24 protein-coding genes are annotated in these 25,715 nt (G+C 59.4%); 11 read left to right on the top strand and 13 right to left on the bottom strand.

The window, feature by feature from the left end:
• The first annotated feature begins 49 nt into the window (after nt 1-49).
• From Q0K10_RS04405 to Q0K10_RS04380, 6 genes are all read left to right on the top strand, one after another.
• The gene (locus Q0K10_RS04405; RefSeq protein ID WP_294503696.1) at nt 50-910 is read left to right on the top strand and encodes an endonuclease/exonuclease/phosphatase family protein; all 861 of its coding nucleotides are present in this window, start codon (nt 50-52) and stop codon (nt 908-910) included.
• Between the two features lies 1 nt (nt 911).
• Nucleotides 912-1,709, top strand: coding sequence for a hypothetical protein (locus tag Q0K10_RS04400; protein ID WP_294503694.1), 798 nt, complete (start codon nt 912-914; stop codon nt 1,707-1,709).
• 150 nt (nt 1,710-1,859) lie between these two features.
• Nucleotides 1,860-3,002 (top strand): MBL fold metallo-hydrolase, encoded by a 1,143-nt coding sequence (locus Q0K10_RS04395; protein ID WP_294503692.1) that lies wholly within the window; start codon nt 1,860-1,862, stop codon nt 3,000-3,002.
• 15 nt (nt 3,003-3,017) lie between these two features.
• Nucleotides 3,018-3,782 carry a type II secretion system protein gene (locus Q0K10_RS04390; protein ID WP_294479834.1) on the top strand — a complete coding sequence of 255 codons (765 nt, stop codon included), beginning with the start codon at nt 3,018-3,020 and terminating at the stop codon, nt 3,780-3,782.
• Between the two features lie 10 nt (nt 3,783-3,792).
• On the top strand, nt 3,793-4,554 hold the full coding sequence (locus Q0K10_RS04385) for a type II secretion system protein (protein ID WP_294503690.1): 762 nt from the start codon (nt 3,793-3,795) through the stop codon (nt 4,552-4,554).
• Between the two features lie 14 nt (nt 4,555-4,568).
• Nucleotides 4,569-5,741, top strand: a complete 1,173-nt coding sequence (locus tag Q0K10_RS04380; protein WP_294503688.1) for an SGNH/GDSL hydrolase family protein — start codon at nt 4,569-4,571, stop codon at nt 5,739-5,741.
• Nucleotides 5,742-5,781: 40 nt separating this feature from the next.
• Here Q0K10_RS04380 and Q0K10_RS04375 read toward each other — a convergent pair whose 3' ends face one another.
• The 11 genes from Q0K10_RS04375 to Q0K10_RS04325 all read right to left on the bottom strand — a co-directional run bounded on the left by Q0K10_RS04375 (nt 5,782) and on the right by Q0K10_RS04325 (nt 18,763).
• Nucleotides 5,782-6,789 (bottom strand): ABC transporter permease, encoded by a 1,008-nt coding sequence (locus Q0K10_RS04375; protein ID WP_294503686.1) that lies wholly within the window; start codon nt 6,787-6,789, stop codon nt 5,782-5,784.
• Between the two features lie 45 nt (nt 6,790-6,834).
• Entirely contained in the window at nt 6,835-8,334 is a 1,500-nt protein-coding gene (locus tag Q0K10_RS04370; RefSeq protein WP_294503684.1) for a sugar ABC transporter ATP-binding protein, read from the bottom strand.
• Nucleotides 8,335-8,336: 2 nt separating this feature from the next.
• Nucleotides 8,337-9,317 carry a substrate-binding domain-containing protein gene (locus Q0K10_RS04365; protein ID WP_294503682.1) on the bottom strand — a complete coding sequence of 327 codons (981 nt, stop codon included), beginning with the start codon at nt 9,315-9,317 and terminating at the stop codon, nt 8,337-8,339.
• Between the two features lie 123 nt (nt 9,318-9,440).
• Complete coding sequence (locus tag Q0K10_RS04360) at nt 9,441-9,764, bottom strand: 50S ribosome-binding protein YggL (protein WP_294503679.1); 324 nt, start codon at nt 9,762-9,764, stop codon at nt 9,441-9,443.
• A 25-nt stretch (nt 9,765-9,789) separates the two neighbouring features.
• Complete coding sequence (locus Q0K10_RS04355) at nt 9,790-11,568, bottom strand: ABC transporter ATP-binding protein (protein ID WP_294503676.1); 1,779 nt, start codon at nt 11,566-11,568, stop codon at nt 9,790-9,792.
• Between the two features lie 178 nt (nt 11,569-11,746).
• Nucleotides 11,747-12,847: a sn-glycerol-3-phosphate ABC transporter ATP-binding protein UgpC gene (gene ugpC, locus Q0K10_RS04350; protein WP_294503674.1), complete on the bottom strand. Its 1,101-nt coding sequence runs from the start codon at nt 12,845-12,847 to the stop codon at nt 11,747-11,749.
• Between the two features lie 220 nt (nt 12,848-13,067).
• Nucleotides 13,068-13,361, bottom strand: a complete 294-nt coding sequence (locus Q0K10_RS04345) for a hypothetical protein (protein ID WP_294503670.1) — start codon at nt 13,359-13,361, stop codon at nt 13,068-13,070.
• Nucleotides 13,362-13,444: 83 nt separating this feature from the next.
• Nucleotides 13,445-15,325 (bottom strand): glycosyltransferase family 39 protein, encoded by a 1,881-nt coding sequence (locus tag Q0K10_RS04340; RefSeq protein WP_294503667.1) that lies wholly within the window; start codon nt 15,323-15,325, stop codon nt 13,445-13,447.
• Complete coding sequence (gene frr / locus Q0K10_RS04335; RefSeq protein ID WP_294479804.1) at nt 15,325-15,891, bottom strand: ribosome recycling factor; 567 nt, start codon at nt 15,889-15,891, stop codon at nt 15,325-15,327. The genes Q0K10_RS04340 and frr overlap by 1 nt, the downstream gene beginning before the upstream one ends.
• Nucleotides 15,843-18,233 (bottom strand): hypothetical protein, encoded by a 2,391-nt coding sequence (locus Q0K10_RS04330; protein ID WP_294503664.1) that lies wholly within the window; start codon nt 18,231-18,233, stop codon nt 15,843-15,845. The genes frr and Q0K10_RS04330 overlap by 49 nt, the downstream gene beginning before the upstream one ends.
• A complete protein-coding gene (locus Q0K10_RS04325; protein ID WP_294503661.1) occupies nt 18,194-18,763 on the bottom strand; it encodes an AraC family ligand binding domain-containing protein in 570 nt (189 codons plus the stop codon). Before Q0K10_RS04325 ends, Q0K10_RS04330 begins: the two co-directional genes overlap by 40 nt.
• A gap of 100 nt (nt 18,764-18,863) precedes the next feature.
• Between Q0K10_RS04325 and Q0K10_RS04320 the strand changes: the two genes are divergently transcribed.
• A complete protein-coding gene (locus tag Q0K10_RS04320; protein ID WP_294503658.1) occupies nt 18,864-19,946 on the top strand; it encodes a Gfo/Idh/MocA family oxidoreductase in 1,083 nt (360 codons plus the stop codon).
• 28 nt (nt 19,947-19,974) lie between these two features.
• The gene (locus Q0K10_RS04315; protein WP_294503655.1) at nt 19,975-20,958 is read left to right on the top strand and encodes an alcohol dehydrogenase catalytic domain-containing protein; all 984 of its coding nucleotides are present in this window, start codon (nt 19,975-19,977) and stop codon (nt 20,956-20,958) included.
• Nucleotides 20,959-20,988: 30 nt separating this feature from the next.
• Here the strand turns inward: Q0K10_RS04315 and Q0K10_RS04310 are convergent, their stop codons facing one another.
• Complete coding sequence (locus tag Q0K10_RS04310; RefSeq protein ID WP_294479788.1) at nt 20,989-21,606, bottom strand: hypothetical protein; 618 nt, start codon at nt 21,604-21,606, stop codon at nt 20,989-20,991.
• Between the two features lie 189 nt (nt 21,607-21,795).
• Between Q0K10_RS04310 and Q0K10_RS04305 the strand changes: the two genes are divergently transcribed.
• From Q0K10_RS04305 to Q0K10_RS04295, 3 genes are read left to right on the top strand one after another with little or no spacing between them, the layout of a single operon-like run.
• A complete protein-coding gene (locus tag Q0K10_RS04305) occupies nt 21,796-22,458 on the top strand; it encodes an FCD domain-containing protein (protein ID WP_294503652.1) in 663 nt (220 codons plus the stop codon).
• Nucleotides 22,459-22,462: 4 nt separating this feature from the next.
• Nucleotides 22,463-23,218: an aldolase/citrate lyase family protein gene (locus tag Q0K10_RS04300; protein WP_294503649.1), complete on the top strand. Its 756-nt coding sequence runs from the start codon at nt 22,463-22,465 to the stop codon at nt 23,216-23,218.
• Between the two features lie 28 nt (nt 23,219-23,246).
• The gene (locus tag Q0K10_RS04295) at nt 23,247-25,034 is read left to right on the top strand and encodes an exo-alpha-sialidase (RefSeq protein WP_294503646.1); all 1,788 of its coding nucleotides are present in this window, start codon (nt 23,247-23,249) and stop codon (nt 25,032-25,034) included.
• A gap of 76 nt (nt 25,035-25,110) precedes the next feature.
• On the opposite strand, the gene Q0K10_RS04290 is transcribed toward Q0K10_RS04295, so the two are convergent.
• On the bottom strand, nt 25,111-25,715 hold a 605-nt coding region (locus tag Q0K10_RS04290; RefSeq protein ID WP_294503644.1), incomplete at its 5' end, for a hypothetical protein.

Raw genomic sequence — 25,715 nt, 5'->3', positions numbered from 1 at the left:
CGGTGGTATGGTATATCATATCATCTGAAAACACGGGAGAATCCAGATTATGAAAATCAAACAGTTGCTCGCGACATTCAGTGTCGGAGCCGCGCTGACCGCAAGCGGCGCGGACGAAATGACCCGGATCATCGGGTACAATGTGCTGATCGGCTTCAATCGGGCCGAACGAATTGAAGAAACCGCATCCTGGCTGCGCGAAAAAAAACCGGATGTGGTCCTTTTTCAGGAGATCGCCCGGCAGACAGACGAATCGTTCGCCCGACAGGCGAAATTGTGGAACCACTCCTATGCCGCCGTCTGCAAACCGTGGCAGGACTACTCCATCGCCATGACCAGCCGGCGCCCGTTTGAAATGGTGGAAATGCGCATCGACGGTCTGCATCACGGTTACATTCTTGCCAGAATCGATGGAGTCTATTACATGTCCATTCACCTCTCGCCATTCCGCTACGATACCAGAATCCGGGAGACCGAAATCTACGCAAAGCGCCTGAAACCGTTGCTGGAAGCAGGCGAGAAAGTCATCATGATGGGAGATTTCAACAACCCCTCCCCCTACGATGCGGCACAGGCCAATTCCAACGCCGCCGCTCTGGAAGCGCGCCGCAACGACAATCGCCCGCACATTGAAAACCTCCGCAACGGCTTCTTCGATTTCCAGTGCATGAACAATCTGCTGGATGCCGGTCTGGAGGATGTCTGTTTCTTCTGGATGAAGAAGCACAATTACCAGCCCGCACTCGGCGTCCGGATCGATATGGCGATGTTGAGCCGCAATCTGGAAGAGAATGTGGTCGAAGCGTATGTGGACACCACGCGACGGGAATTTTTTCAGACCCTTTCCGATCACTATCCGGTCATTCTCACGTTGAAGAATCTGCATGAATCGAAGAACAAGGAAGAATAAAATGAAACTGCTTTCTCTGCTGCCGGCCATTCTGTTCATCATCGCCACCGCCTACGCCGGAGAGCCGCTTTCCCCGCAAGGGTGGAAATACGACTGCCGTCCCGAAAAGAAACTGTCCAATCTGAGAATTGACGAAAACGGGATTCTCCAGTTCCGCCGTTATGCCGGAGCGAAGTTTGCCCGGCTCTATCACGATACGGCGCTGGAGCCCGGCGCCTGGTATTCGCTGACATTTGAACAGCACACCGAACATGGGGCACTCGACCTTCTGCTCATCATTTTCCGCGGAAAAGACGGAAAATGGCGCGACAAAACCCGGCTTTCCTGCGTGACACCGCTCGTAAACGGAGAATGGACTCCCGGCAGAATCGTGTTTCAGACGCCGCCGGATGTCGATCTGGCCCGGATCGATTTCCGGCTCGATTCGGCCGGGACGTTGAATCTGAGAGCGGTCAAGCTGGAGAAAATCGATGCCGCGACCGGGGAAGCGTACCGGGATGCTCTGCGCCCGGCCCCGTTCGCTCCGAACCGATCCCCGCTGGATCTCCCGGTCAGGAGCGACAGCTACCAGAAAATCACATTCACCGCTCAGGGTGGAGAGTCCGACGGAACAGTGACGGTGGAATTTCACGATCCGACGCGCGGCTGGATCAACCGCAGCCGGATGACGATCTACATCCCGGCCGGAATCCGCCGGGAGTGCCGTGAAATCACACTGATTCCGGAAAATGTGAACGGAATACGAATTTCCCCCTCAGGATGCGCCATCTCCAACTTGAAAGTCTCGGAATTCCGGTGAAACAACCGGAATCACACTGCCGCTGAGACGCATCGCGTTGAACGACATTTTATTCTAATCTCCCGCTCATCAAATCCAAACACAGCGGGAGTATTTTATTTCACAATCATTCGGGAAAGCGTTTCCCACAGCCAAACAGGAGTGATCTCTATGAAAATCATCAGAACTCTCGCCTTTCTGCTGCTGGCAGGAGTGACCCTCGCTGCCGCGGCCGGCAAGCCGGAACCGGTTGAAACCCTGCGCCGTGACGCACTCGCGAAAATGCGTGCATTTGTCGAATCCCGGCCGCAATCCCCGGCCTCGGAACAGGCCGAACGCATCCTCGCGCAAGAGGCGGCCGACCCGGATCCAAACCGTTGGATCGGCGAAACCATCCGCTTCGGCAGAAGCGTACTCCGGGAAAATCCTCCTCAGAGCAACCGGGACGAGATCCGTCGGGCGGCACTGCTGATTCTCGACGCTCCGCTGAGCGTGGAGGACACCGATCCGGCCGCGCCGGCCGGGTTCGGGCAGACCTGGCGCGAAACGATCAACTCGATCTACCAGCCGGTCTGCGACGAAATGCTCGATGAAATCCTGAAAACCCGGGTTGCGTCAGGCGTTCGGATCTGGAAAGTTTACAACATGGGCTTCATCGTGAAAACGCCGAATCACACCTGGGGATTCGACGTACGTTCGGGCAATACCATCACCCGGAAATTCACACCCGACCAGCTGGCGAAACTCGTGAAGATTCTCGACGTGCTGTTTCTCTCCCACAACCATGCCGACCATGTCGGCGCCGATCTCGTCCGGGAGATGGTCCGCGCCGGAAAGACCGTGGTCCGCCCGACCGACGACACCGTTTCCGAACTCAACGGCGATCCCCACCTGCGCAATCTGTACGGACGATTCGGAAAGGCCGTGAAAGTCGACGGGCTGCTCGTCCGGGCGTTCCCCGGCTATCAGGAGATCCCCAACCGGGAGGTCCCCTGCTGCGTCTACGTCGTCACCGCGGACGGCATCACCGTCGCCCACAACGGCGACAATCAGAACCCGCAACCCTATGAGCTGCTTGAAAAAGCCCGGATCAAACCGGATGTGATGCTGGTCAACAGCTGGTCCGGATTCGCCCCCTGTCTCAAGGCGGGTCAACCGAAGCTCGCTCTCATCGGGCACGAGCACGAACTCAAACACAAGGTCTCGGGACGCGATCCCTGGGCCACGGTTTTCAAACGTATCACCGACGCCGGGCTCGCCACTCCGATCCGCGTGATCGATTGCGGCGAAAGCGTCAGTTACTCCAACAAATAAAGGAAAAGAGATGAAATGAAGAAACGTCGTTTTACATTAGTCGAACTTCTCATTGTCATTGCGATCATCGCAATTCTGGCCGGACTCCTGATGCCGGCACTCGGGATGGCGCGGGAAAAGGCGCGGGACACGGTCTGCAAAAGTCAGCTGCGTCAGCTCCATCAGGCGATGAACTTCTATTCCCGCGACAACGACGGCTGGGCGTGTCCCGCGCGCTTGAACGACAGCTCCGCCAGCGATGTGGTGGACTGGACGCACGCACTTTCCGTCTACGCCCCCGCCCGCGCTCTCTACTTCTGCCCGGTCGAAAAAGAGAGCGGCCCGAACGACTGGGTCGAGGAAAAACTGACCGGAAACCGTTCCGTAAGCTACGGCTTGAATTATTTCGCCTACGGTCTGGGCCCCTCGACCGACAAAAGCAATCTCCGGCAGCCGGCCAGAATGAGCGATCTGGCAGATGCGGCCAGACTCGGCGGCGGCAAAGGCATCATCATGTTCTCCGACTCCGCCCCGAAAACCGAAGCCGATTCCGCCCAATACGGTTATATGCTCAGCCCCTATGAAACGGTCCTCAATCACCACGTCTACACCGGACCCGGATCGGCCATCGCTCTGTTTAAACCCCGGCACCGGGAGGCCGTCAACAACGTCTACCACGACGGCCATGTCGACCAGGTCCCGGCGACGGCATTGATCGACCCCGATGAAAAATACGCGATTCCTTTCTCCATCCGCGGCTACTGGTATGTTTCGGTCAGTCCGCTTGAACTTGCAAAGTAAAGGATTTCCTATGAAACTTCAGAAATTTACATTGATCGAACTCCTTGTTGTTGTAGCGATCATCGCAGTTCTTCTGGCGATGCTGCTGCCGGCGCTGGCGAAAGCGGAAACCCGGGGCAAAGACGCAACCTGCCGCAACAATCTCAAACAACAGGGACTTGCGTTCCACATGTACATCACGGACAACGCCGACTGGGTGGCCCCGGTTCGAGTCAACGCAAACGGCGGCTCCGGCTCCAATGTCCGTGACTGGGCACACCTGATGCAGGAGGCGTATCTGCAGCAGAAACAGCTGTTCTTCTGCCCGCTGGAGAGCCGCTGCGAGTGGACCGAATCAGGCTCGACGGGCAACCGCAGCATCGGTTACGGGCTGAACTACTATTTGTGGGGGCTCACGACCGACCGTTCCAGCGCCAATTTGCGCCATCCCGTGAAATTCACGGTCGCCTCCCGGTACATCCGCGGCAACGGCGGCATCGTTCTGGGAGATTCGGCCGTGCTGAAACGCTGGAACGGAGTTTACGGCGGCGGCGCGGCTCAGTACGGTTACATGATCGACACCTACAACCACGAAAAAGCCATCATCCGCAGAGACGGACGCGATATGAACGGCGGTGCGACCTATGCACTCGTCGACCCCCGACATGACAATGCGGTGAACTATCTGCTTTCCGACGGTCACGTCGTCCGCAAGAGCGTGGCGCAGATCCGGGAAGATGACGGGTTCGCCCTCCCCTATTCGGTGCGCGGAAAATTCTACACCGAATTCTGACCCGGGAGTCCGATATGAAACCCAATCGTTTGAGCACATGGCTCGGGTGTCTTGCCGCAGCCCTTTTCTGCTGCGCCAATCTGCCCGCTGCGGAATCCGCGCTTGACCTTGATCCGAATATGAAGCTCAAGCCGGAGAATACCGACGGCCTGAAATATCTGATTCCGGCGGAAAAACCGTTGCGCTTGAGCGGTTTCTGCTGGTACGACACGGATCACGTCTACCGGCGGCTGCCGCTCCGTCCGGATGGGAAACTCAGCCGCGGAGTGGAAACGCTCGCATGGAACACCGCCGGGGGACAGGTCGCGTTCCGCTCCGATACCGGCCGGATCGTCCTGAAAGTCAGGATGCGCAGCAACAGCGTCATGTACCACATGGCCCAGACCGGAACCGCCGGATTCGATCTCTATGCCGGAGCGCCCGGCAAACAGCGCTTTTTCGGGGTCACCCGCTTCCCGGCCGGAGCGAAGGAGTACACCGCCCGGCTCTTTCAGGGAGAACGCCGCATGCGCGACTTCACGATCAACTTTCCGTTGTATGCCGGTGTCGACCAGGTGTTCATCGGGGTCGACGCCGACGCGAAAGTGGAAGCTCCGCCCGCATGGGAGGACGCTCGTCCGATCGTGATCTACGGGACTTCCATTACGCAGGGGGGATGCGCCTCCCGTCCCGGCATGGCCTACACCAGCCAGCTGAGCCGCCGGTTGAACCGTCCGGTGATCAATCTCGGATTTTCGGGCAACGGCAGGGGGGAGCCGGAGGTCGCCGCCGAAATTGCAAAAATCGAAAATCCCGCCTGCTTCATACTCGATTACGAGGCGAATATCCATCAGGCAAAACGGATGCGGGATACACTCACCCCGTTCATCGGCATCCTGCGGAAAAGCCATCCGGATGTGCCGATTCTGATCCTGACCAAGATACGCTACGCATACGAGGGGCGCGATCTGGAGCGGGGGAACGATCTTCCCCGCCCGAAATCAGTTCAGGCAATCCAATCGGAGGAACGTTCTGCATTTGAGAAGCTCAGTCGGGAAGACGCCGATCTTCACTTCCTGTCCGGGGACGACCTGCTCGGAGCGGATTTCGACGAATGTTCCGTGGACGGTGTTCATCCGACCGATCTGGGCTTCTACCGCATGGCGGAAAAGCTCGAACCGGTGATCCGCGAACTGCTCAAACGTTAGGCGTCAGGATCATTCCGCCTGAACTCCGGCAGCTGCGGAATCAGCTGCCGGTATTTTCCTGAACAAGGTTGAGACGCTGCGCCTCGCGCCGATCTGCCGCAAGCGCGCCGAGCACGAGCACTCCGACCGCGACCATCTGCCAGTAGATCGAGATATCCAGCATCGTCATCCCGCTGCGCAGCACGCCGACCAGCAGCACGCCGATCAAACTCCCGGCCATCGTTCCTCGACCTCCGGAAGGCGAAGCTCCGCCGATCAACACCGCGGCGATCACATCGATTTCAAGTCCGACTCCCGCGGAAAACGGATACGCACCGCTCGCCCGGCTCATCCGGATCAGCCCGGCGACTCCGACCAGAACGCCGCAGAGCGTATAAACCAGCACCCGCAGACGCGTCACATCAATTCCCACATGCAGCGCCGTTCTCGGACTCGATCCGAGCGCCCGCACATAGCGCCCGAAGGTCGTGTACTGCAGCAGAACTCCCCCTGCAAGCAGGACGGCAAAATACACCACCACCGCAGCCGGAACCCCGAGTACATGCCCGACATCAAGCCAGTTGCAGTCTGAAGTCATGGCGGGCCGTCCGTCATTCAACAGCAGCGATCCGCCGCGGAACACCACCATCGTTCCGAGCGTGGCGAGGAATGGTGCGATTTTGAGTCGGGCGATCAACTCTCCATTCAGGAACCCGCATAAACCCGAGATGAAAATTCCGCAGAGTGTCCCTCCCAGCATCGGCAGAAGCCCGAGCGACACATATTCACCGTTCGCGATCATCGAGAGATCCGCTCCCGCGAACAGCAGCATCGAAATCGCCGTCACCATCGCCGACAGCGAAAGCATCGCCCCCACCGAGAGATCGATTCCGCCGATGATGACAACGAAGGTCATCCCCGCGGCCGCGATCCCCGTCACCGATGAAACCCGCAGGATGTTCACCAGATTCCGCAGCGCCAGAAAACGTTCCGGCGCGAGCACACTGAACAGTGCGAATACAAAAACCAGTGCGCAAAACGGAAACAATTGTCTGCTGTAACGTCTCATTCTTCCCCGTCCCGTTGTGGTTGATCGTTGCCGGTCACTTCCATTTTAAAGACCATCCACGGCGGCGAGGCCCATCACTTCCTCACGTGTGGTCTCCGCAGTATTTACATTTCCCACCATGCGACCGTTGCGCATGACCAGAATTCGATCGCTCATGCCGAACAGCTCGGTCAGATTCGAGGAGATCAGCAGAATCGTCCGGCCCCGTCGGACAAACCGACTCATGAACTCATAGATCTCCCGGCGCGATTCGACGTCGATCCCCCGGGTCGGCTCATCGAGAATGAGAAGCCGAATGTCCGACATCAGCCAGCGCCCGATCAGAATCTTGCGCATCGTCCCGGCGGCAAGCCGTCCGCCCGCCGTCCGCGGCGACGGCCACTCCAGCCGGAAACAGCGTCCGAACGTCTCCCCCAGACGCAGCTCCCGACGCCGTGGAATCCAGTACCGCATACCGAACCGCCGGTAATTCGGCAAAAGCAGATTCGCCGCCCCGGAGAGAGCGGGAATGATCCCCTCAAAAGTCCGGTCGTCCGGAACCAGCGCAATCCGATGTTCCACCGCACACCTCGGCGAATGGAGTTCCACCTTCTCCCCATCCAGAAAAAACGCCCCTTCCGCAAGCGGAGAAACGCCGGAGATCAGCTCCGCCGTCTCGCTCCTTCCGGAACCGACCAGCCCCGCCAGACCGACGATTTCACCGCGCCGAAGCTGAAACGAGACTCGCCGAACCCGCCCGCTGCGATCGGAGATCTCCTTCGCTTCGAAAAACAGCGCCCCCGGAACGTTGTTCCGCGTCGGAAACAGCTCCGCCGGAGCACTCCCGGTCATCAGACGAACCACCCGGTCCGCATTCACGGCCGAACGCGCCCCGGAATACACCTTCACGCCGTCACGCAGCACCGTGATCTCATCGGCGATTTTCAGAACTTCGTCGAGACGATGCGAAATGTAGACGACCGTCATCCCCGAATTCCGCAATCCGCGGATGATCGCAAAGAGTTCCTGGGTCTCCCGCGGGGAGAGCGACGCAGTCGGCTCATCCATAACCAGCACCTGCGCCCGGCGGTTCAGAGCTTTGAGCACCTCGACCTGCTGTCGTTTCGCCGGCGTCAATTCCGCCACAATCGTATCGGGCTTCAGAATGAATCCATGGCTGTCGATCATGTCGTCGGCCTCGTGCCGCATCCGGTCCGAGTCGAGCACGCAGGCAAATTTCCCGCCGATCAACCGCTCCGCCCCGAGAAAGATGTTCTCTGCGACCGTCAGATCGAGAGCGAGATCCGACTCCTGGTAGAGCATCGAAATCCCTGCGCGGACCGCCTCAGACGGCGCGGAAAACGACACCTCTCTCCCCTGGACGAGAATCCGGCCCGAATCAGGACGGTACACCCCGGCAAGAATCTTGGAGAGCACCGATTTTCCCGCTCCGTTCTCACCGCAGAGCGCGTGAACCGTTCCGGGACGGGCCGCAAACGAAACGTCACGCAGTGCGGAAACCGCTCCAAACCGTTTCGTAATGTGTTCCGTCTCAAAGCTGTACATCTTTACAACCCCAGTGCTGCGGGAAACTTCCGCTTCATCCGTTCCAGATTTCTCCGGGTCACAACAAACACCGGAATCGGCGAAAACGATTCCCCCTGCCGGTTTTCCAACGCCTCGATCGCACGCTGAACGCCACGGCGGCCGATCTCAAACGGATTCTGCACAATCAGCGCCCCGATTTCACCGTTTGCGACGCCGCCGACCAGCTGAGCGGAGGAGTCGAACGCCACAAACGAGATCTCTCCCGCACGCTTTTCGCTCTTCAGGGCCTTGTACGCCCCTTCGGATGTTTCGAGATTGGCCGCGAACACCCCGACGGCGTCCGGATGGCGGGCCAGAAGTTCCACGGTCTGCGCCCGGTAATCCATCAGTGACGTCTCCGCACAGGAGGACTGCACCACGCGGATCTCCGGATAGTCATCCGCCATGGCGGCGGCAAATCCCCGCGCGCGTTCTCCCGTCGATTTGGAATTTCTCAGATGATTGATGACGAGAATCCGGCCCCTCCCATCGATCGATTTCGCCAGAATCCGGGCCGCGAGTTCCCCCGCGCGGTAGTTGTCTGTCGCGACCAGAGGAAGCTGCCCCGTCTCCATAAGCGGGGAATCGATCAACACGCAGGGAATCTGCGCGGCCGCCTCCGCCACCGGGCGATTCAGCGCCTGCGAATCATTCGGGGCGATTACGACCGCGGCGGAACGGCGCGCAAGCGCATGTTCCAGAGAGATGATCTGGCTGATGTGGTCGCTCTCCAGCGCGGGACCGTTCCAGACCATGCGGTATGGGGTTCCCTGCACGCCGGTGAGGGCACCGAGCCGCACCTGATTCCACCAGGGGCTCTCCATCGTCTTCGGAATCACCGTGATGACGCGCTCCGCCGTGCGTCCCGTCCCGCGCAGACTCGCGAGCTTGCGCACGAGCCCGGCGGAAAACAGCGCCGCGGCCAACAGCAGAATACCGATTGCGAACCAAACGCGTCTCATGGTTTCATGCCCCCCTGGTCATACAGTAGCGCCGCCACAGTCAAATAGCAAATCCGTCCGGCGGAAATTTCGGGCAAAAAAAAGCCGGAACCGCAACCGGCCCCGGCGGAAAAGCAATGCCGTTCACAGATCGTTGTGCCAGGCGTCGACGAGTTCCCCCGCCTCGACATTCCGGATTCCGGGCTGCGCCTTCACGAATTCGATCGCCTGATTCCGGCGGTTCTCTTCGTCCGAACCCGGACGCCCGGTGTTCAGCAGAACGTCGAAGTCGCTGAAGTCGAAATAGCCCGTCACGTCCATGCCGAGCTCTTCGAACTTGTCCATCAGCTGATCGGCAAACTCACAGAGGGACTCCATATCGGGCTTCTCGTCATATTCGGCGGTCATGACGAAACCGAGTTCCTTGAACTCTCCACGATGGGTCTTTTTACGCAGACGTTTTTTCATACTGTTCTCTCCATTTTTGTTGCGGTTACTGGGCGGCGTTGAACTTGCGGTTCATATCCGCATAAATCCCGTCGAGAGCGAGCAGCTCCCGGTGGTTGCCGATTTCGGTGATTCTGCCGTTCTGCATCACGACGATGCGGTCGGCGTCCCGGATGGTCGAGAGACGGTGCGCGACGATGAAGGTCGTCCGTCCCTTGACCAGGTGGTCAAGTGCGCTCTTGATCTGGCTCTCGGACTCGACGTCGAGCGCGCTGGTGGCCTCGTCGAGAATCAGCACGCGCGGATCGCGCAGCAGCGCCCGCGCAATCGCGATCCGCTGCTTCTGCCCGCCCGACAACCGGGCGCCGTTCTCACGCACCTGCGTGTCGAGTCCATCCGGCAGCGAGTCGATGAAATCCAGAAGATCCGCGCAGCGGACCGCGTCCATGAGTTCGAATTCCGTCGGTTTCACTCCGTAGCAGATGTTTTCGCGGATCGTCCCGTCGAAAAGCAGCGTCTCCTGCGTCACGACCGAGATGAACGTCCGGTAGCTGCGCAGATCGAGCGTATTCATATCCTTCCCGTCGAGCAGCAACCGTCCGCTCGTCGGGCGTACGAATCCGATCACGAGATGCGCCATCGTCGATTTGCCCGCGCCGGAGGAGCCGACCAGTGCGATGGTCTCCCCCGCCCGCACGTGCAAATTGATGTTTTCGAGCGCGTGCTTATCGTTGCCGGGATAGGAGAAGCAGACGTTCTCAAAGACAAAATCTCCCTTTACCTCCGTCAACTGCGGCTTGTTTTCGTTGAGTTCGATGTCCGGACACTCCAGAACTTCTCCGACCGACCGGACCGATTCGAGTCCCTTCGTGATCGCCGGAATGCAGTTCATCGCCTGCATCACCATCGTCGTGATCGAGCTGAAATATCCCGTCAGCAGCACGATGTCTCCGACGCCGATATTCAGCCATCCCTTCTGGTAGAGGAACGCGATGAAAATCAGCGTACACAAGTTGAAGAGCATCAACAGAACCCAGTTCACCGAGCCGAAAATCGAGTTGATGAGATCGACCTGGAGCCCCGTGTGACGGATCTGATCGAGTTTCCGGTTGACCCGGTCGATCTCGACGTCCTCCACATGATGCGCACGCGTGATCGGAATGAGCCGGATCATCTCGGTCACGCGGCCGGACATCTCTTCGATGCTCTCCCGGAACGCCCGGTTGCTGTCCCGTATCTTCTTGCGGATCGCCACAAAAAGCACCACCGCCAGCGGCACCGCGGCCAGATAGAACAGCACGAAAATCGGCGCCTTGAACAGCGTGACGATCACCGCGATCACAACCGTGCAGATGATGTGCGGCGCCGTGTCGAGCAGCATGCGGGTCATGTTCTCGATGCTCTCGACGTCGCGCGTGACCTTGTTCTGCAGCGACCCGATCTTCGTCTGCGTGTGATATGGAATCGACAGATGCTGAAGCCGTGTGCAGAGTGCCGAGCGCAGACTCATCTCCACTGCCCGGCACGGCACGCTCATGAGCCTCACGTAGAGCATGTGGGTCGGAATATTCTGCACGATCACCACAAATCCGAGCGCAAGAATCTCCCAGAGCCGGCCGAAAATCTGCTCCTGCGGCAGCGTCCGGTTCGTGATGAGGTTGATCACCTCAGCCGTCAGGATTGGAATCACAAAGACCGGCGCGGCCTTGATCAGATACATGATCCAGACCAGCACGAAGCGGCCCTTCCACTCCGAATAAAAGCCGATGTAGTTTTGCAGCGGACCGCGGTTGCGGTATTGACGATGCAGCAGTTCTCTTCTCATAATTTTACCGGAAACTGTTGTTCAAAAAGAGAAGATACGGCCCGGATGGCCGTATCCACACTCATTTACCCGGAAGAAAATCCCTCAACAAACCCGGCTGCGCCGCGAAGCATCTGGAGTTTCCCGGAAAAGGCGGAAACGGAAGAGAGCTCCCCCGTGCCCGCCTCCTCCTCCGGCGTCAAATAATGGTCTTTTCGGTCTCCCCGTCAAAGAAGTGAGCCTTCGGCAGAAGCACCGCCAGGCTTTCCAGCTCCCCGACCCGCAGACGCTTGTGCGGATCGACGCGCGCGATGAAGGTGTTCTCCCCGGTGTTCAAATAAACATAGGTCTCGGACCCCATCGGCTCGACCACTTCGATCTTCGCCTTCACGCGCGGCATGCCCGGCGCCTTCTCCGCTTCGTCGGTGCCGATGTCCTCCGGACGGAGGCCGAAGGTGACTTTCTTGTCGACGTAAGGTTCGAGCTTCGCCTTCCACTCCTCCGGAATCGCAAACTCAAATCCCGGCTCGGAGAAGCAGAGTCGGCCATCCTTTTTCACGATGAGCCCGTCGAAGAAGTTCATCGGCGGCGTACCGATGAATCCGGCCACGAACTTGTTGCACGGATTGTCATACAGCTCGATCGGCTCGGCGACCTGCTGAATGACGCCGTCCTTCATGACGCAGATCCGGTCGCCCATGGTCATCGCTTCGGTCTGGTCGTGCGTCACGTAAATCATCGTGCTTTCGAGGTGCTGGTGCAGCTTGGAGATTTCGGTGCGCATCTGCACACGCATCTTCGCGTCGAGGTTCGACAGCGGTTCGTCAAACAGGAACGCCTTCGGCTTGCGCACAATCGCGCGCCCGACCGCCACGCGCTGACGCTGACCACCGGAAAGCTGTTTCGGACGCCGGTCGAGATACTCCTCAAGTCCGAGAATCTTCGCGGCCTCCATCACGCGGTACTGAATATCCTCCTTGGAGAAGTTGCGCAGTTTCAGCCCGAACGCCATGTTATCGTAGACCGACATATGCGGGTAGAGCGCGTAGTTCTGAAACACCATCGCGATGTCGCGGTCTTTCGGAGCGACGTTGTTGACCACGCGGTCGCCGATTTTGATCGTTCCCTTGGAGATCTCCTCAAGTCCGGCGACCATGCGCAGCGTCGTCGATTTTCCGCAACCCGAAGGCCCGACCAGAACCATGAACTCGCGGTCACGGATTTCGAGATTGACGTCACGCACGGCGGTCACCGAACCGTCGTAGATCTTGTAGACGTGCTCCAGAATCACTTCTGCCATTGTTATACCTGCCTTTGCTCTGCGGTCCGCGACGCCGAAGCAGCCTCTGACGACCTGCGGGTGACTCCGGTTCCACTCGAACCGGCCCGTCTCCGGGCACATCCGGACCTTTTGCCATTTCCGCAATATAGAGCCGCTCGTCCGGAATTGCAAGCCTCACCGGCAACTTTCCAGCACAAAAAAGCCGTCCCGACCAGGGACGGCGCAACGGGCGGAAGGTTCAGAACTCCTCCTCTTCCTCGTCGTCGAACTCCTCGTCGTCGAATTCCGCGTCGAGGTCCTCATCATCGAACGCGTCGTCATCGAATTCGTCGCGCTCGAAGATATCATCGTCATCCTCGTCGAAATCATCGTAGAGATCGTCGTTTTCGAGATCGTCATCGTAATCCGGATCCTCGCCGAGAAACGACGAAGAGGCGCTGATGACGGAGCCGCACTCCGGACAGCAACCGTCCTCGGCCTCAATCGCGCTTTCGCTCACTTCAATATTGCAATAGGGACAAATTGTAGCCATAACACAGCCTCCTTCCTGGGGTCATTTCCTCCGGGTACTATATTGACTCTTTGTCATTTGTCAAATCGCAAAAACAGAAATTTTCACATTTTCTTTGTCTCAGAGCCGGGAAATCGCTCTCCCGCCCCTTCATAAAACCGCATGATCCACTCTCCATCAAGTGGTTTTCCGTCGAGTTGCGAGCGTCCGTAATTGCGCTGCGTATCGTAAAACAGCCAGTGTTCTCCCGTGAAGCCGACGATTTCGATCGTGAACTCCCCTTCCCGCGACGTCACCGGGAAACGCAATTTCGAGAATCCGGGCTTCTCCGCCAGATACGTCCGGGGAACTCCGTTCACCCGGTAACGAATCCGCCCCGGCCTGCCGGTCAGCACCGTCCACTCCACCTCGCCCGGAGCGGTGACTCCGGCAAATCGTTTCGCAAGCTTCCGCCCCGGAGTGATCTCGATCATCTCCCAGCCGCCGAAGGTCATGGGCCCGTGGTCGAGCCGGTACGGAGTCCCGCCGAAAGAAACAACAACCCCGTCCGGCCGGAAACAGCGCGCCAGCGAGGCCTCCAGATGCGTCCGGTAAAAATCGTAACTGGAACTTGAGATCCAGAACATCGCCACGAGCGTCCCGCCGCCGTAGAGCAGCAGCTGCCGCCGCTTTTCCGGCGCCAGCCGCCACCGCCTCAGAAACCAGGCGGCAAATCCCCCCGCCGCCACCGCGATCAGAGGCAGAATCGGCGCCCGGAACCGCGAAAGAATATAAAAGAGCGCCGTCGCTCCCCAGTAGACCGCCACGAAATAGAGCAGCAGCCAGAGTTTGACTTCCCTCCGCCGGTACGCTCTCCCGATCGCAAACAGCAATCCGGAAAGCCCCAGCGGCAGCAGCACGAGACTCCGCCCCGGCAGCAGCCACCGCAGAATCCGGCTCGACTCACCCTCCCCGTAAAGCGAAACATTGTTCGGAATTTCGCGGGAATCCCAGAAGAGCAGCAACTTGCGAAACTGCAGCTCGAAAAACGCGCCTGGTTCGCGGCACATCATCTCGAACATCTGCTCAGGAACACTCACGCCCTCTCCGGCAAGCGCCATCATCCGACTGTACGCTTCAGGGTACTCCATCGGTCCGGCCGGCAGACCGGGATTGCGTCCGCCCGCGGGGGCCTCCGGCGAATTCCCGAGCGCGAGCACCGCGTCCGCCGCAGTCGAGGGGCCGGAGAGCTTCCCGGTTTCGCGTGTGTTGTGAATGATGAACGGCATCTGCACGAGATATGCAGCCGCCAGCAGCAGCGCGCATCCCGCGGCAATGCGCGGCAACCGGACTTTCCGCCGCAAACCGGACCAGGCCGCCGCAGCGACGATTCCCGGGAGGAACAGCACGATGTTCCCGCGCGTGAGAATCGCGATTCCGGCGACGAGACCGACTGCGCTCCACCGCCGGAGAGTCCAGCATTCACACGCGCGCAGCGACAGATAAAAGAGCAGTGTCAGGTTGAACGCCTGCAGCGTCTCATTCTGATGGAACGGCGTGTACAGCAGCAGCGGCGTGGAAATCGCGACGAACCCCGCCGCCACCATTCCCGCCGTCCGGCCGAAAAGCCGCGCCGCGGCAAGTCCTGCAAACCAGCTCGTCCCCGCCCCGAGCAGAGACTGGATGAAAATCACAAACCCGATCGAGCCGCCCGACAGCCAGTAGCAGACCGGCAGAAACACCGCATAGTAGAACGGCTGATAGTAGAACGGACCGGAATATTCCCCCGCGGCGATCTCCCGCCCGAGCTTCATGTAGGTCGCCAGATCCGTAAATACCGACGGAGTGTAAACGCTGTTGTGCCCGCCGTTCATCGCGCCGAGTTCAGCCCAGACCCCGAGCCGCAGCAGCAGCGCGCACCCCGCGATCCCGCCGAGAATCAGCAAAAAACCGCGGCCGGAACGAATCCCGGCAGCGGCACGCTGGTTGGACGAAGATTCCGCCATCAGACGGTCATGAGCTCCTTTTCCTTGTTCGCAAGCTCTTTGTCGAGAGAAGCGATGTAACGGTCGGTGAGCTTCTGGATATCGTCGAGCATCTTCTTGAGTTCATCTTCGGTAAAGACCCCGTCTTTCTGGGCCTTCTTGGCGACTTCGTTGCCGTCCCGGCGGATGTTGCGCAGCGCGACCTTCGCCTCTTCCACGAATCCTTTCGCCTGTTTCGCGAGCGCGACGCGGCGATCCTGGCTGAGCTCCGGAATCGGCAGTTTGATGTGCGTTCCGTCATTCATCGGCGTGATTCCGATATTCGAAGCGAGAATCGCTTTCTCGACCGCACCCAGCGAACTCTTGTCCCACGGCTGGATCACGAGCAGCCGCGGTTCGGGCGTGGTGATTCCGGCGAGTTCCTTGAGCCGGGTCGGGGTGCCGTAATACTCGACCGTGATGTTTTCAACCAGCGACGGAGACGCTTTCCCCGTGCGGATGGTTTTGAAATTACCGATGAGAGACTCTTCCGTCTTCATCATATGTTCTTCGAGTTCGTCCATAAGGTTGGTCGGATCAAGCTGCATGGTTCCCTCCCAAGTGTTAAATACGCTTTTTCGCTTCCGTCGGGTAAAATAGCAACCCTTTCCGTAAAATGCAAATAAGAAAACGGCCGAATCGGTGAAAATTCGACCGTTTTTTTCACTTGAACTTCCCGCGCGGCGGGGAAACCCTCCCGCCGGGAGCTCAAGGCAGCAGAATCAGACGGTCGACGCTCTGACTGTCGTTTCCGCGCAGATAGAGCCGGTCGAACTGCCTGAACTCCGCATCGCGGGCGGAAACGGCCGTCTTCCCGTCCACGCGGACCGTCAGCACCCCGTCCGCCAGCTGAAACTCGAAACGGGCCGGGACATCCGAGAGCGCCGGATGACCGGACGGGCTCTCCGCCAGAACCGTACCGCCGTTCCCCCCAGTCGAGGGGTTGATCCCCGTTGAGTTTGACGATCTGCACCATGCCGGTACCGCCGGCCTGATCCGGATTGACCGAATCCCAGGCAACGCCGTATCCCCGTTTCCCGGCCTTATCGGTGAGCCAGACGATGATCTTGCGCTGATAGCTGCTGTGACTCACATCGAACGAGAGCCGGAAACGCCCCTGCGTCAACGTCGGAGTCAGATCCCGGTGAATCAGCGTATTGCCCAGCCGCAGCCGTCCGGAGAGCTGTTTCAGCTCGACTTTCTCCACTTCGACGCTGCCTCCGCGCCAGGCGTCGGAACGCGCGCAGTTGTCGGCGATGACCGCGCCGGGGATTTCCAGTTCCGGCTCCCGGAGGGCGGCATTGCCTCCCGACCGGTCGAAAAACTCGTAATTCGGAGCGGCGTAAAGCACCGGACTGCCCCAGTTTCCGGCGGCATCGCGGGCGCGCAGCCAGAAGAAATGGGCTCCGGGCGTAGTGATGGTCTCATCCGGAAGAGTGATGTAAAAGCGTTTGATCTTCCCGTCGGCGTCGACGTTCTCCGCGCAGGTGATGACCCGCTCCTCCCGGGGAGCTCCGAGCAGCGAGATCTGTCCAAGCCGGGCTCCGCCCGCCTGCAGCTTCAACGGCTGCGAGAGATCAGCCGGACGCGGCACGACTGCGACCGCGGTCTGCCAGCCGTTCCAGTTCTCCGACGGCAGCGCGGAGGAACGGGGGGATGCGGTGAAATCCAGCGTCATCTCCGGCTGAACGTTCCCTTTCGGTTCGCGCAGCAGCACCGGTTCCCGGTTTCTGAGAACGGTTTTCACGCTCTGCAGCGGCTTCTCCGGATTGAAAGCCCAGGCGACGCCGACGGCGAACTGCTCCGGCAGTTCCGTGCCGGCCGGCAACTTGAACTCGACATTCGGCTCCAGCAGCGGAACCGCGTATCCCGGCGTAAAACCGAACACGTTCGCGAGCTGCACGCCCGCCGGAAGCGGCGGAGCCTCAAGCGATCCCGAAGCCTTTTCGCCCGCGCCCCGGGGGGCTTTCCAGAAGAGATCCCCCTCCGGAACGACCTCGAGACCGGTCACCTCTCCGGCGCTGTCCCGCACCGTCACGATCAGCGACCCGCCCCGGACATGCGTACGCTCGATGCGTTCGATCAGCGGGCCGGCGCCGTCGCCGTAACCGAGCTTCTCCCAGATGGTCGGGTGCACCGCCTCTTTCGGCGGGGGCGGCGGCGGCACGAATTCGATTCCTTTGAGATGGGCGATCACTTTGCAATAGGTGTACGGATCGCCCGCAAACCCGTCAACATCCCAGCCGGGCTCGAAGTTCGCCCCCTCCTCCCAGTCGTTCCAGCTTGAAAGCATGATGAAGTCGGGCTTTGACTTCAGGCTGTCCAGAAGCGTGGTTTCCAGCGTCCGCCCGTCCATGCCGTACTGCGCGACTCCGGTCTGGCGCCAGGGCTGCCCGGTCCCGTCGAATTTCGGATACTGCATATCGGTGATCTTCTTTCCGAATTTGCGGCCGTTTGCAAAAATCACCGCGGGATCCTGCTCCTTGAGCATCCATTCCCGCGTGGTGCGGTTGCGCCGATGAATGTTTGCGCCGTCGATGATCATCGACAGCTGCGGGACCACACCGAATTTCGCCACCGGCCCGAACATCGCCCAGCAGACCCCGCCCGTGGCACGATCGACTTCCGCGCACATGCGCTCGAGCTCCTGCGCCGAAATCTCCCAGCCGAATGTCTGAAAATAGTAGACCGGCTTGCCGTCGATCTTGTAAAAACCGGGATGAGAACCGTATTTTTTGATGAATTCGGTGATCCGCCGGATCGACACATCGATCTTCTGCGCCGGACTGCCACCGCGGAACGCGACCTCATCCATGAAAAAGATCGGGAACTTCTCCTCGGCCGCGACGTTCAGCGCGGTCTCGATGATGTTGCGACGCTCCTCCTGCACAAAACCGATTCCCGTATTCCATTCCGGATGACCAATGCCCGGATTTCCGAAGCGAATCCCGCCGGCTCGTTCAGACGCGCCTCGACAATCGCCCGGATCAGCGGGGCGACGCCGGGAAAACGCGCCTCGTCGATCACATTCGGCAACGACTCCCCGCAGAACGACGCCGTCTCGAGCCGTTCATCCCGCTCGTTGACGTAACCCGCAAGCAGTGCCGCCGGATCGAGATTCAGAAACATCCAGCGGGTCTTCCCGCCCGGACTGCTCATCATGACATGCACTTCCCGGTTGTTGATGAGAACCGCATTCCCCGCCCGAAACGGCAGGATTTTATCCTCCACCAGAAAAAGCCCCTCCCCCGAATAGCAGAATCCCAGCTCGAGACAGTCGTGAATGTGCGGCGGAACATCCGAAACCTCCCCCCGGATATTCACGTCCACTTCCGAAACCGGAAAGTCCGGCGACAGACGAATGGGGGCGAATTTCGATTCCGACTCCGGAATTGCACCGCTTTTTGATTGAAAACGCATAGTTTCTTTCCTGATTTGCGGTTGAATGTTTCTTTTCGATGTAATATAATAATAGCAAGAAAAAAATCAACCGCCGAAATCCGGCAGGGAGGATTCCGCAATGACAGTGAGGGTGGGTCTGGTCGGGGCCGGCAGCATGGCGCAATACCACATTGCCGGCTGCCGGAACGCGGGAGCGGCGATTACCGCCGTCACCGACCGGAACGAAGAGAGCGGGCGCCCTCTGGCGCAAAAGCTCAATGCCCGGTTCTTCCCCGACCTGACCGCAATGCTTGCGTCCGGGCTGGTTGATGCGGTTATCATTCTGACTCCGAACCGTTTTCATGCTCCGATGACGCTGGAGGCGCTCGCGGCCGGAGTCCATGTTTTCTGTGAAAAACCTCCCGCCATCACCGCGGAGGAAACCGTGGCGATGCGCGACGCCGCCCGCAGTGCGGACAGGACGTTAATGTTCAATCTGAACAACCGCGCCCGGGCCGATGTGCGCGCAATCGTCGATTTCCTGAAAGCGGGCAAGGCGGGGCGCGTCAATTCCGCTCAGGCGGTCTGGATCCGGCGAACCGGCATACCGGGATTCGGCGGCTGGTTCACCACCCGGGAGCTCGCGGGCGGCGGGCCGCTGATCGATCTGCTTCACATGCTGGATCTGGCGCTCTGCTTCCTCGGAGAGCCCGAGCCGGACTGCGTGCTGGCCCAAACCTTTGACGACTTCATCTCGAACCCGGATTTCAGGGGGCCGTGGGGTGCGGCCCGGATGGACGGCATCACCGATGTGGAAAACGCCTGCCACGGATTCGTCCGTTTCAAAACCGGACAGGTGCTGACGCTGCGCTGCTCCTGGGCGGAGATGATCCGGGCGGAAGAGATCTCCGTCTCCTTTCAGGGGACCCGGGCCGGGGGAATGCTCCATCGAACGTTCGAGGTCGACGGCGATGAAACAACGACCCGGGATCTGTGCGAACTCTACTGGCAGGATGGCGCCAGACCGGTCAACCGCGAAATCGAATTCGCCAGAGAAGAATCGATGGGGCGAATCGAATCCGCCGAAAATTTCATCCGCGTCCTGAAAGGCGAAGCCGAACCGCTCAATACGCCCGATGACGCGGTCAAACTCATGAAGATCATCGATGCCGCCTACCGCTCCGCCGCAACCGAAGCCCCGGTATTCGTGGAAACTGTCTGACATAACCCCCAGCAATCAGGAGATCAAAATGAAACAAGTCGTCATGGTCGGACCGCGCAAAAGCAAAGTCGTGGACGTTCCGGTTCCGGAAATCAACGACAACCAGCTGCTCGTGAGAGTCACCTACACCGGGATGTGCCATTCGGAGTGGTATCCCTGGACCATCGCCCAGCCGGGGGAACTCTTCGGCCATGAATCGGTCGGCGTGGTCGCTCGCTGCGGCCGGAACGTCACCGGATTCCGGGAGGGAGACCGGGTCACCGGCCTCGGCGGCGGCGGCCTGCGCGAATTCATCGTCATGGAGCCGGAGAAAGTCGTTCACGTGCCGGACAACCTCAAAGACGAGGACGCGATCGTCGAACCGCTCGCCTGCCTCCTGAGCGCGGCGGTCAAGATGCCGCTCACGACGCTGGGGGATTCCGTCGCGGTCGTCGGCTGCGGCTACATGGGGCTCGGGATGATCTCGCTCTTCAAGGCGATGGGATACGGCGACATCATCGGAGTGGATCTCCGCCGGGAGGCGCTGGACAACGCGCTCCGTTTCGGAGCGACGGAGGTCTATCTGCCCGGGGAACTTCCGGAAGAGTACATTCTCGACTGGAAAGCGATCGGCGCGCCCGACCTGAAACGCGACGGCCATAAGACCGACATTTTCGGGATCGGATTTCCGAACGTGATGGAGTTCACAGGAACTGAAAGCGGATTGAAACTCGCGGGCGAAATGGTCTGCGCCCACGGCAGGATGGGAATCGGCGGCTACCACAATGACTCTCTGCGCACGATCGATTACAAGCTCTGGAATTTCAAGGCGATGGATACGATCAACTGCCACGAGCGCCGGATCATGTACGAAGCCGGACTCTGCGGCCGGATCATGAAGCTGCTCTCGTGCGGAATCTGGAAGTTCACGGGCGTGACGAATCACATCTATTCCCTGGAAGAGTTCGACAAGGGCATGGAGGACATGGAGCTGCACCGGAACGGCTTCATCAAAGGCGCTGTCAAGTGCTGACCCGTCTTCCGCCGCTCCCGGGGGAGAACGTCAAAACCGCTCGTCTTCCCCGTCCGCAGCCGCCCGCCGGCGAAGCCCGCGCAGCACCATCCATGCGATTCCGAATATGGAAAGAAAACAGCACAAATAGCCGAAAGACGCCGTGACGGCGGCGATTCCCTCCGCACAACTCAGACAGCCGAAACGGTCGAAGAGCCAGTTCCAGTCGTGAATCGTTTCCCCCTCCCCTGCGAAAGGCGACACGAGAGTCAGTTCCAGTCGTCGCGCGTCCGCCATGTAGACGGAAACATCCAGTACGGAAAACCCGAACCATCCAAGCATCACCGCCAAAGGAGGGTACTCTCCGCGCCAGGCGAACTGAATCGCTCCGACAACCGGGGCAAGAACCTGAAACAACGTCCCGGCAAGCAGATGGATCGTCAGCGGGAAACGGCCCGAAGAAAAAAAGAAGTGGCCGATCTCGTGGATCGGGCCGTGAATCACCCAGAAGAGCGATGTGTAAGCGCCCCCGTCTTCCGCCGTCAGATAACGGATCGTCGCGTAGATGAAATAGCAGCCGATTCCACCATAAAGCATCGCCGCCGGACCGCTCACACTCCACGACGGTTTGCCGTCAAACCGCCCTTTCCCGCCCAAAAAATTCCACATGCCGGAAACTCCGCTCACTCTTTCCCGGCGGCCCCGTTTTCATCCGGTTCCGCTTCTGACCCGGTAACATAACATGCCCCTTGAGCAATTGCAATTCTCTCCCCCCGTGAAAAAAACAAAAAACATTCGAAACAGTGCTTGCAATTTGTTTAACAAAGTATATATTCATGTCGAACAAAGGAGATCATTATGGCCGGAATCGAACTGCTCAGACGTTTTGAAAACTACCTGATCCGGGGGAAATACCGCCCGGGAGACCGGATTCCGGGGGAGCAGGAACTTGCAACGCATTTCGGAGTTTCGCGCGGGACGATGCGGGAAGCGATCGCCTGCTGCGTAAGCCGGGGACTGCTGGAACGACGGACCAGCCGCGGAACGGTTCTGCGGCTGCCGACATCGGAGGAAATCGCCCTGGATTTCTCGTTTCAGCTGCGGCTGCTGAACTGCGGAGTAACGGAGGTCAACTCCTGCCGGAAAATGCTCGAATCGGCGATCGCCCCGGCGGTGGTGCAGTTCGCGACGCCGCAGCGAATCGATGAACTGACCAGTTTGAACCGGCAGATGCTGGCTGCCCGCTCGACGCCGCGCCAGGCGGATGAAATCGATCTGGAGTTCCATCGAATGCTCTTCGATACCGCGGGGAACCGCCTGGTCAAACTCTTTGCAGAGATCGTTTCGCTGCAGTTTGAAGAGCGGTTGCGCCCCCCGTTCCGTGACAGTGACGCGGTCGCATTTTCCGCCTCGGAACACCAGCAGATGATCGACGCGATCGTCGCAAAAAAAGCCGAAACCCTCACCGAAATCCTCTCCCGCCACACCGGGAGAATCACCGCACAGGAACATCAGGAGTAACAACATGAAAATCAACAACCTGGAACACTTTCTTTCCGTCACTGATTCGGGGAAAACCGCGACCGGAATCGTCATCACGTCGCACGACGCGTCGATTTCGGAACTCGCGGCGGACTGCGGGTGCGACTTTGTCTGGATCGACCTGGAGCATTCGCCTCTGACCATCGTCGATGCGATGCACCACGTCATGGCACTCCGCGGCACGAATTGCGCCCCCTTCGTACGGGTGGCATGGAATCTGCCTTATCTGCTCAAACCGGTACTTGATCTGGCTCCCGCAGCGGTGATTGTGCCGATGGTGAACAACGCCCGGGATGCGGAGGCGGCCGTCCGCGCCTGCCGGTATCCGGTCGACGGCGGCGAGCGCGGCTTTGCGACGCGGCGCGCCACCGGTTATGACCGCGATCCGCTCGCCGGATATCTGGAACTTTCCCGGAAAGAACCGCGGGTCTTCGTGCAGATCGAGCACCGTGAAGCCGTTCGCAATATCGACGACATCCTGAAAGTCGAAGGAATCGGAGGAGTCTGCATCGGTCCCTGCGATCTCTCGGCCTCCTACGGGAAAACCGGTTGTTTTGAAGATCCGGAGGTCTCCGATGCAATCGATCTCGTCCGGGAGAAAACGCTCGCAGCCGGAGTGCTGCTCGGAGGATTCTGCGCCGGGCCGTTCTGGAGCGACCGTTTCATGAACTGGAAGGCGATCGGCAGCGACGTGAGCATTCTCGCGGCCGCCACCCGGCGGCTGATCGGCAAAAAGTAACCATCTCAGCACAAAACGAAAAGGAACCATGATGCAGATCACACCGTTTTTCCGCACCATCCACGCACCGGTTGTAACGGGGGTTCCCCCCGCCAATCCCCACCGTGATTTCATGAAGATGCCGGATGGCGAACTGCGCCATTACGGAATGCGCGCTTTCCGTGAAAACGGAAAAATTTCGCTCACCCGTCTGGTTGCCAAAAGCGATGACTGCGGCCTCAACTGGCGCGAGGAGATTTTGACATCTCCGACCGTCGGCGCCATGGTAAAGAGTCCCTGGAGCGGGGAGTATATCACGATCCTGTACTGCAAAAGGCAGGATCCGAACAGCGAGATCATTGATCTGGACGCCTTTTACGATGCGACGGAACAATGTCCGGAAGAGGGAGTCTGGTGCTTCCGGGCAGCCACTCCGGAAGGACCGTTCCGCATGACCAGAATCTGTCCGGAAGTGCTGCATATACAGCGGCAGCCGCTGGCCTTGCGAAACCGGAAACGGTGGGTTCAGACATTCCAGTACTGGTGCGAAGACGGATTTCTGCATCCGGGGGTACTGATCTCCGATGACGACGGTGCCAGCTGGACACGGCAGATCCTGCCGTACCCCCCGCTGCACGAAATCGCCTGGCCGCACAAGGGATACCGCTGGCGGCAGCCGGGTTCCGAGCCGGTCGTTGCGGAGACGCCGTCGGGAGAGCTCATCATGCTGCTGCGCACCTCGCAGGACAAACATTACTGGATGTTCTCAAGGGACGCCGGCGACACCTGGAGCGCGCCGGAACCCTCTCCTTTCTACAGTGTGGCGACCATGCCGAATCTGGTGACGCTCTCCGACGGACGCATGGTGGCGGTCTGGAACAACACCACACCGCTGCCGGAAACCGACCACCGTCAGCAGCCGATTCTGCAGCAGCATGAGATCGACGGCCTGAGCGAGGACGTGTTCACGAACCGCGACGCACTGCACGCGGCGATTTCCGAAGACGGCGGACGCAGCTGGATCGGATTCCGTGAAATTCATCTGAACGAATGCCGCAACGACGGCGACTTCCGCAGCAGCGGCGGTTCCTTCGACTCGCTCGACAAGAGCGTCCACCAGAACGAGTTGATCGAGCTGCCGGAAAACAAGGTGATCATCGCATTCGGTCAGCATGCACGCTGCCGTAAGTTCGTTATTTTCGACCTTGATTTTCTCTATGACCGGGAACGTTCCGACGATTTCGCAAAGGGGCTTGACAACTGGTCGCTGCACTTGTATTACCGGAGTATTTACGGCAATTACAGGGGAATTACGGGTCACTGTTCCTTCAATCGTCGCCAGGGGGCGGCGTTGATTCCGCATCCGGACGGGGTACCGCGCGAGGTGCTCCAGATCGGGCGTCATCCCGACAGCCGTCTGCTGAGCGAAAAAGAGGGAGCGGTCTGGAATTTTCCGGCCGCGCAGCAGGGGGAGCTGACGCTGAAACTGCGGCTGGAACGCAACTCCGCCGGAGTCCGCATCCTGTTGACCGACCGCTGGTTCAACCCGTCAGATCCGGTGGTGGAACACTTTGCCGCATTCCGGTTCGATCTCGATGACGCGGGGCGGCTCAATGAAGTTCCTGCATTCAAGCCAGGCGAATGGGGGGAACTGCGAATCCGCTGGGACCAGGAGGCTGGGAAAGCGATCTGCCTGCTCAACGGGAAGGAGGTACTGCAAACTTCCGCGCAAACCGCGACGGACAACGCCGTCTGCTATCTCCATTTGCAGAGTCTGGCGGAAACCGCCGATCCGTTCGGGGTTCTGCTGGAATCCGTCTCCATGCGGGCGGAATGACCGCCCCCCTGCTCCGGGTTCGGAATCCCCGGTCCGGAGCAGGGATTTTTCCGTTCGACATTCCGAAAAACGCGCTTCACTGTTCGGCAATCTTCTTCCTGAACTCCTTGACAACCCTGCACAGCTCATCCACGGCCATGCAGAAATGTCTCAGCGTCTCCGGTGAACGCACCCGGAAAACCATCCGGGCACGTTCTTCACATTGAATTTCCACTTTCCACGGCGAAGAGAGTACAGCCGGAATCAATGCCGCCGTACCAATCCAGGCCACCGGCGTTACCGCCAGCGCCAGCAGACCTGAAAATCCAGCGATTCCCGCCCAGCAATAGGGAGCCGCAGATGAGATTGGCGTCATTCGGAATTCCTGTTTCTGAAGAAGAGGATACCGTAACGGGTGTTGTCCGTCATACAGACAGACATAGCGGGTTGTGACCAGAATCCCACTTGATGCGTTGCGTCCCCACGAACAATCATAAAACGCCAGAATCGATTGCGGCGCAATATCCCGCCAGCTGGTTATCCCCAGCGGAATCGACAACACCCGCATCGGAACCCTGGGGAAAAAGTAAAACCGGGATTTGTGAGCAAAAGGCTGGAAGATTCGTCTAGCAGCCTGTCGGAGTGAGATTTTTGGCTTGGGAAAATCAATGTCCATCCCGATAGGCGCATAATGCTTGTTTT

The organism is uncultured Victivallis sp. (assembly GCF_944391105.1).
In the GTDB taxonomy this organism is placed as follows: domain Bacteria; phylum Verrucomicrobiota; class Lentisphaeria; order Victivallales; family Victivallaceae; genus Victivallis.
Note: the sequence above shows the minus strand (reverse complement) of the source record. Positions and strands in the feature narration are given on the sequence as shown.

Bases quoted from the DNA above. Each gene is read 5' to 3' on its own strand.
- Q0K10_RS04390 (WP_294479834.1), top strand. From the start codon at position 3,018: ATGAAGAAACGTCGTTTTACATTAGTCGAACTTCTCATTGTCATTGCG.
- Q0K10_RS04320 (WP_294503658.1), top strand. From the start codon at position 18,864: ATGACAGTGAGGGTGGGTCTGGTCGGGGCCGGCAGCATGGCGCAATAC.
- Q0K10_RS04355 (WP_294503676.1), bottom strand. From the start codon at position 11,568: ATGAGAAGAGAACTGCTGCATCGTCAATACCGCAACCGCGGTCCGCTG.
- Q0K10_RS04340 (WP_294503667.1), bottom strand. From the start codon at position 15,325: ATGGCGGAATCTTCGTCCAACCAGCGTGCCGCTGCCGGGATTCGTTCC.
- Q0K10_RS04395 (WP_294503692.1), top strand. From the start codon at position 1,860: ATGAAAATCATCAGAACTCTCGCCTTTCTGCTGCTGGCAGGAGTGACC.
- ugpC (WP_294503674.1), bottom strand. From the start codon at position 12,847: ATGGCAGAAGTGATTCTGGAGCACGTCTACAAGATCTACGACGGTTCG.
- Q0K10_RS04375 (WP_294503686.1), bottom strand. From the start codon at position 6,789: ATGAGACGTTACAGCAGACAATTGTTTCCGTTTTGCGCACTGGTTTTT.
- Q0K10_RS04295 (WP_294503646.1), top strand. From the start codon at position 23,247: ATGATGCAGATCACACCGTTTTTCCGCACCATCCACGCACCGGTTGTA.
- Q0K10_RS04365 (WP_294503682.1), bottom strand. From the start codon at position 9,317: ATGAGACGCGTTTGGTTCGCAATCGGTATTCTGCTGTTGGCCGCGGCG.
- Q0K10_RS04360 (WP_294503679.1), bottom strand. From the start codon at position 9,764: ATGAAAAAACGTCTGCGTAAAAAGACCCATCGTGGAGAGTTCAAGGAA.
- Q0K10_RS04305 (WP_294503652.1), top strand. From the start codon at position 21,796: ATGGCCGGAATCGAACTGCTCAGACGTTTTGAAAACTACCTGATCCGG.
- Q0K10_RS04400 (WP_294503694.1), top strand. From the start codon at position 912: ATGAAACTGCTTTCTCTGCTGCCGGCCATTCTGTTCATCATCGCCACC.
- Q0K10_RS04310 (WP_294479788.1), bottom strand. From the start codon at position 21,606: ATGTGGAATTTTTTGGGCGGGAAAGGGCGGTTTGACGGCAAACCGTCG.
- Q0K10_RS04370 (WP_294503684.1), bottom strand. From the start codon at position 8,334: ATGTACAGCTTTGAGACGGAACACATTACGAAACGGTTTGGAGCGGTT.
- Q0K10_RS04380 (WP_294503688.1), top strand. From the start codon at position 4,569: ATGAAACCCAATCGTTTGAGCACATGGCTCGGGTGTCTTGCCGCAGCC.
- Q0K10_RS04315 (WP_294503655.1), top strand. From the start codon at position 19,975: ATGAAACAAGTCGTCATGGTCGGACCGCGCAAAAGCAAAGTCGTGGAC.
- Q0K10_RS04405 (WP_294503696.1), top strand. From the start codon at position 50: ATGAAAATCAAACAGTTGCTCGCGACATTCAGTGTCGGAGCCGCGCTG.
- Q0K10_RS04385 (WP_294503690.1), top strand. From the start codon at position 3,793: ATGAAACTTCAGAAATTTACATTGATCGAACTCCTTGTTGTTGTAGCG.
- Q0K10_RS04345 (WP_294503670.1), bottom strand. From the start codon at position 13,361: ATGGCTACAATTTGTCCCTATTGCAATATTGAAGTGAGCGAAAGCGCG.
- Q0K10_RS04300 (WP_294503649.1), top strand. From the start codon at position 22,463: ATGAAAATCAACAACCTGGAACACTTTCTTTCCGTCACTGATTCGGGG.
- frr (WP_294479804.1), bottom strand. From the start codon at position 15,891: ATGCAGCTTGATCCGACCAACCTTATGGACGAACTCGAAGAACATATG.
- Q0K10_RS04325 (WP_294503661.1), bottom strand. From the start codon at position 18,763: ATGCGTTTTCAATCAAAAAGCGGTGCAATTCCGGAGTCGGAATCGAAA.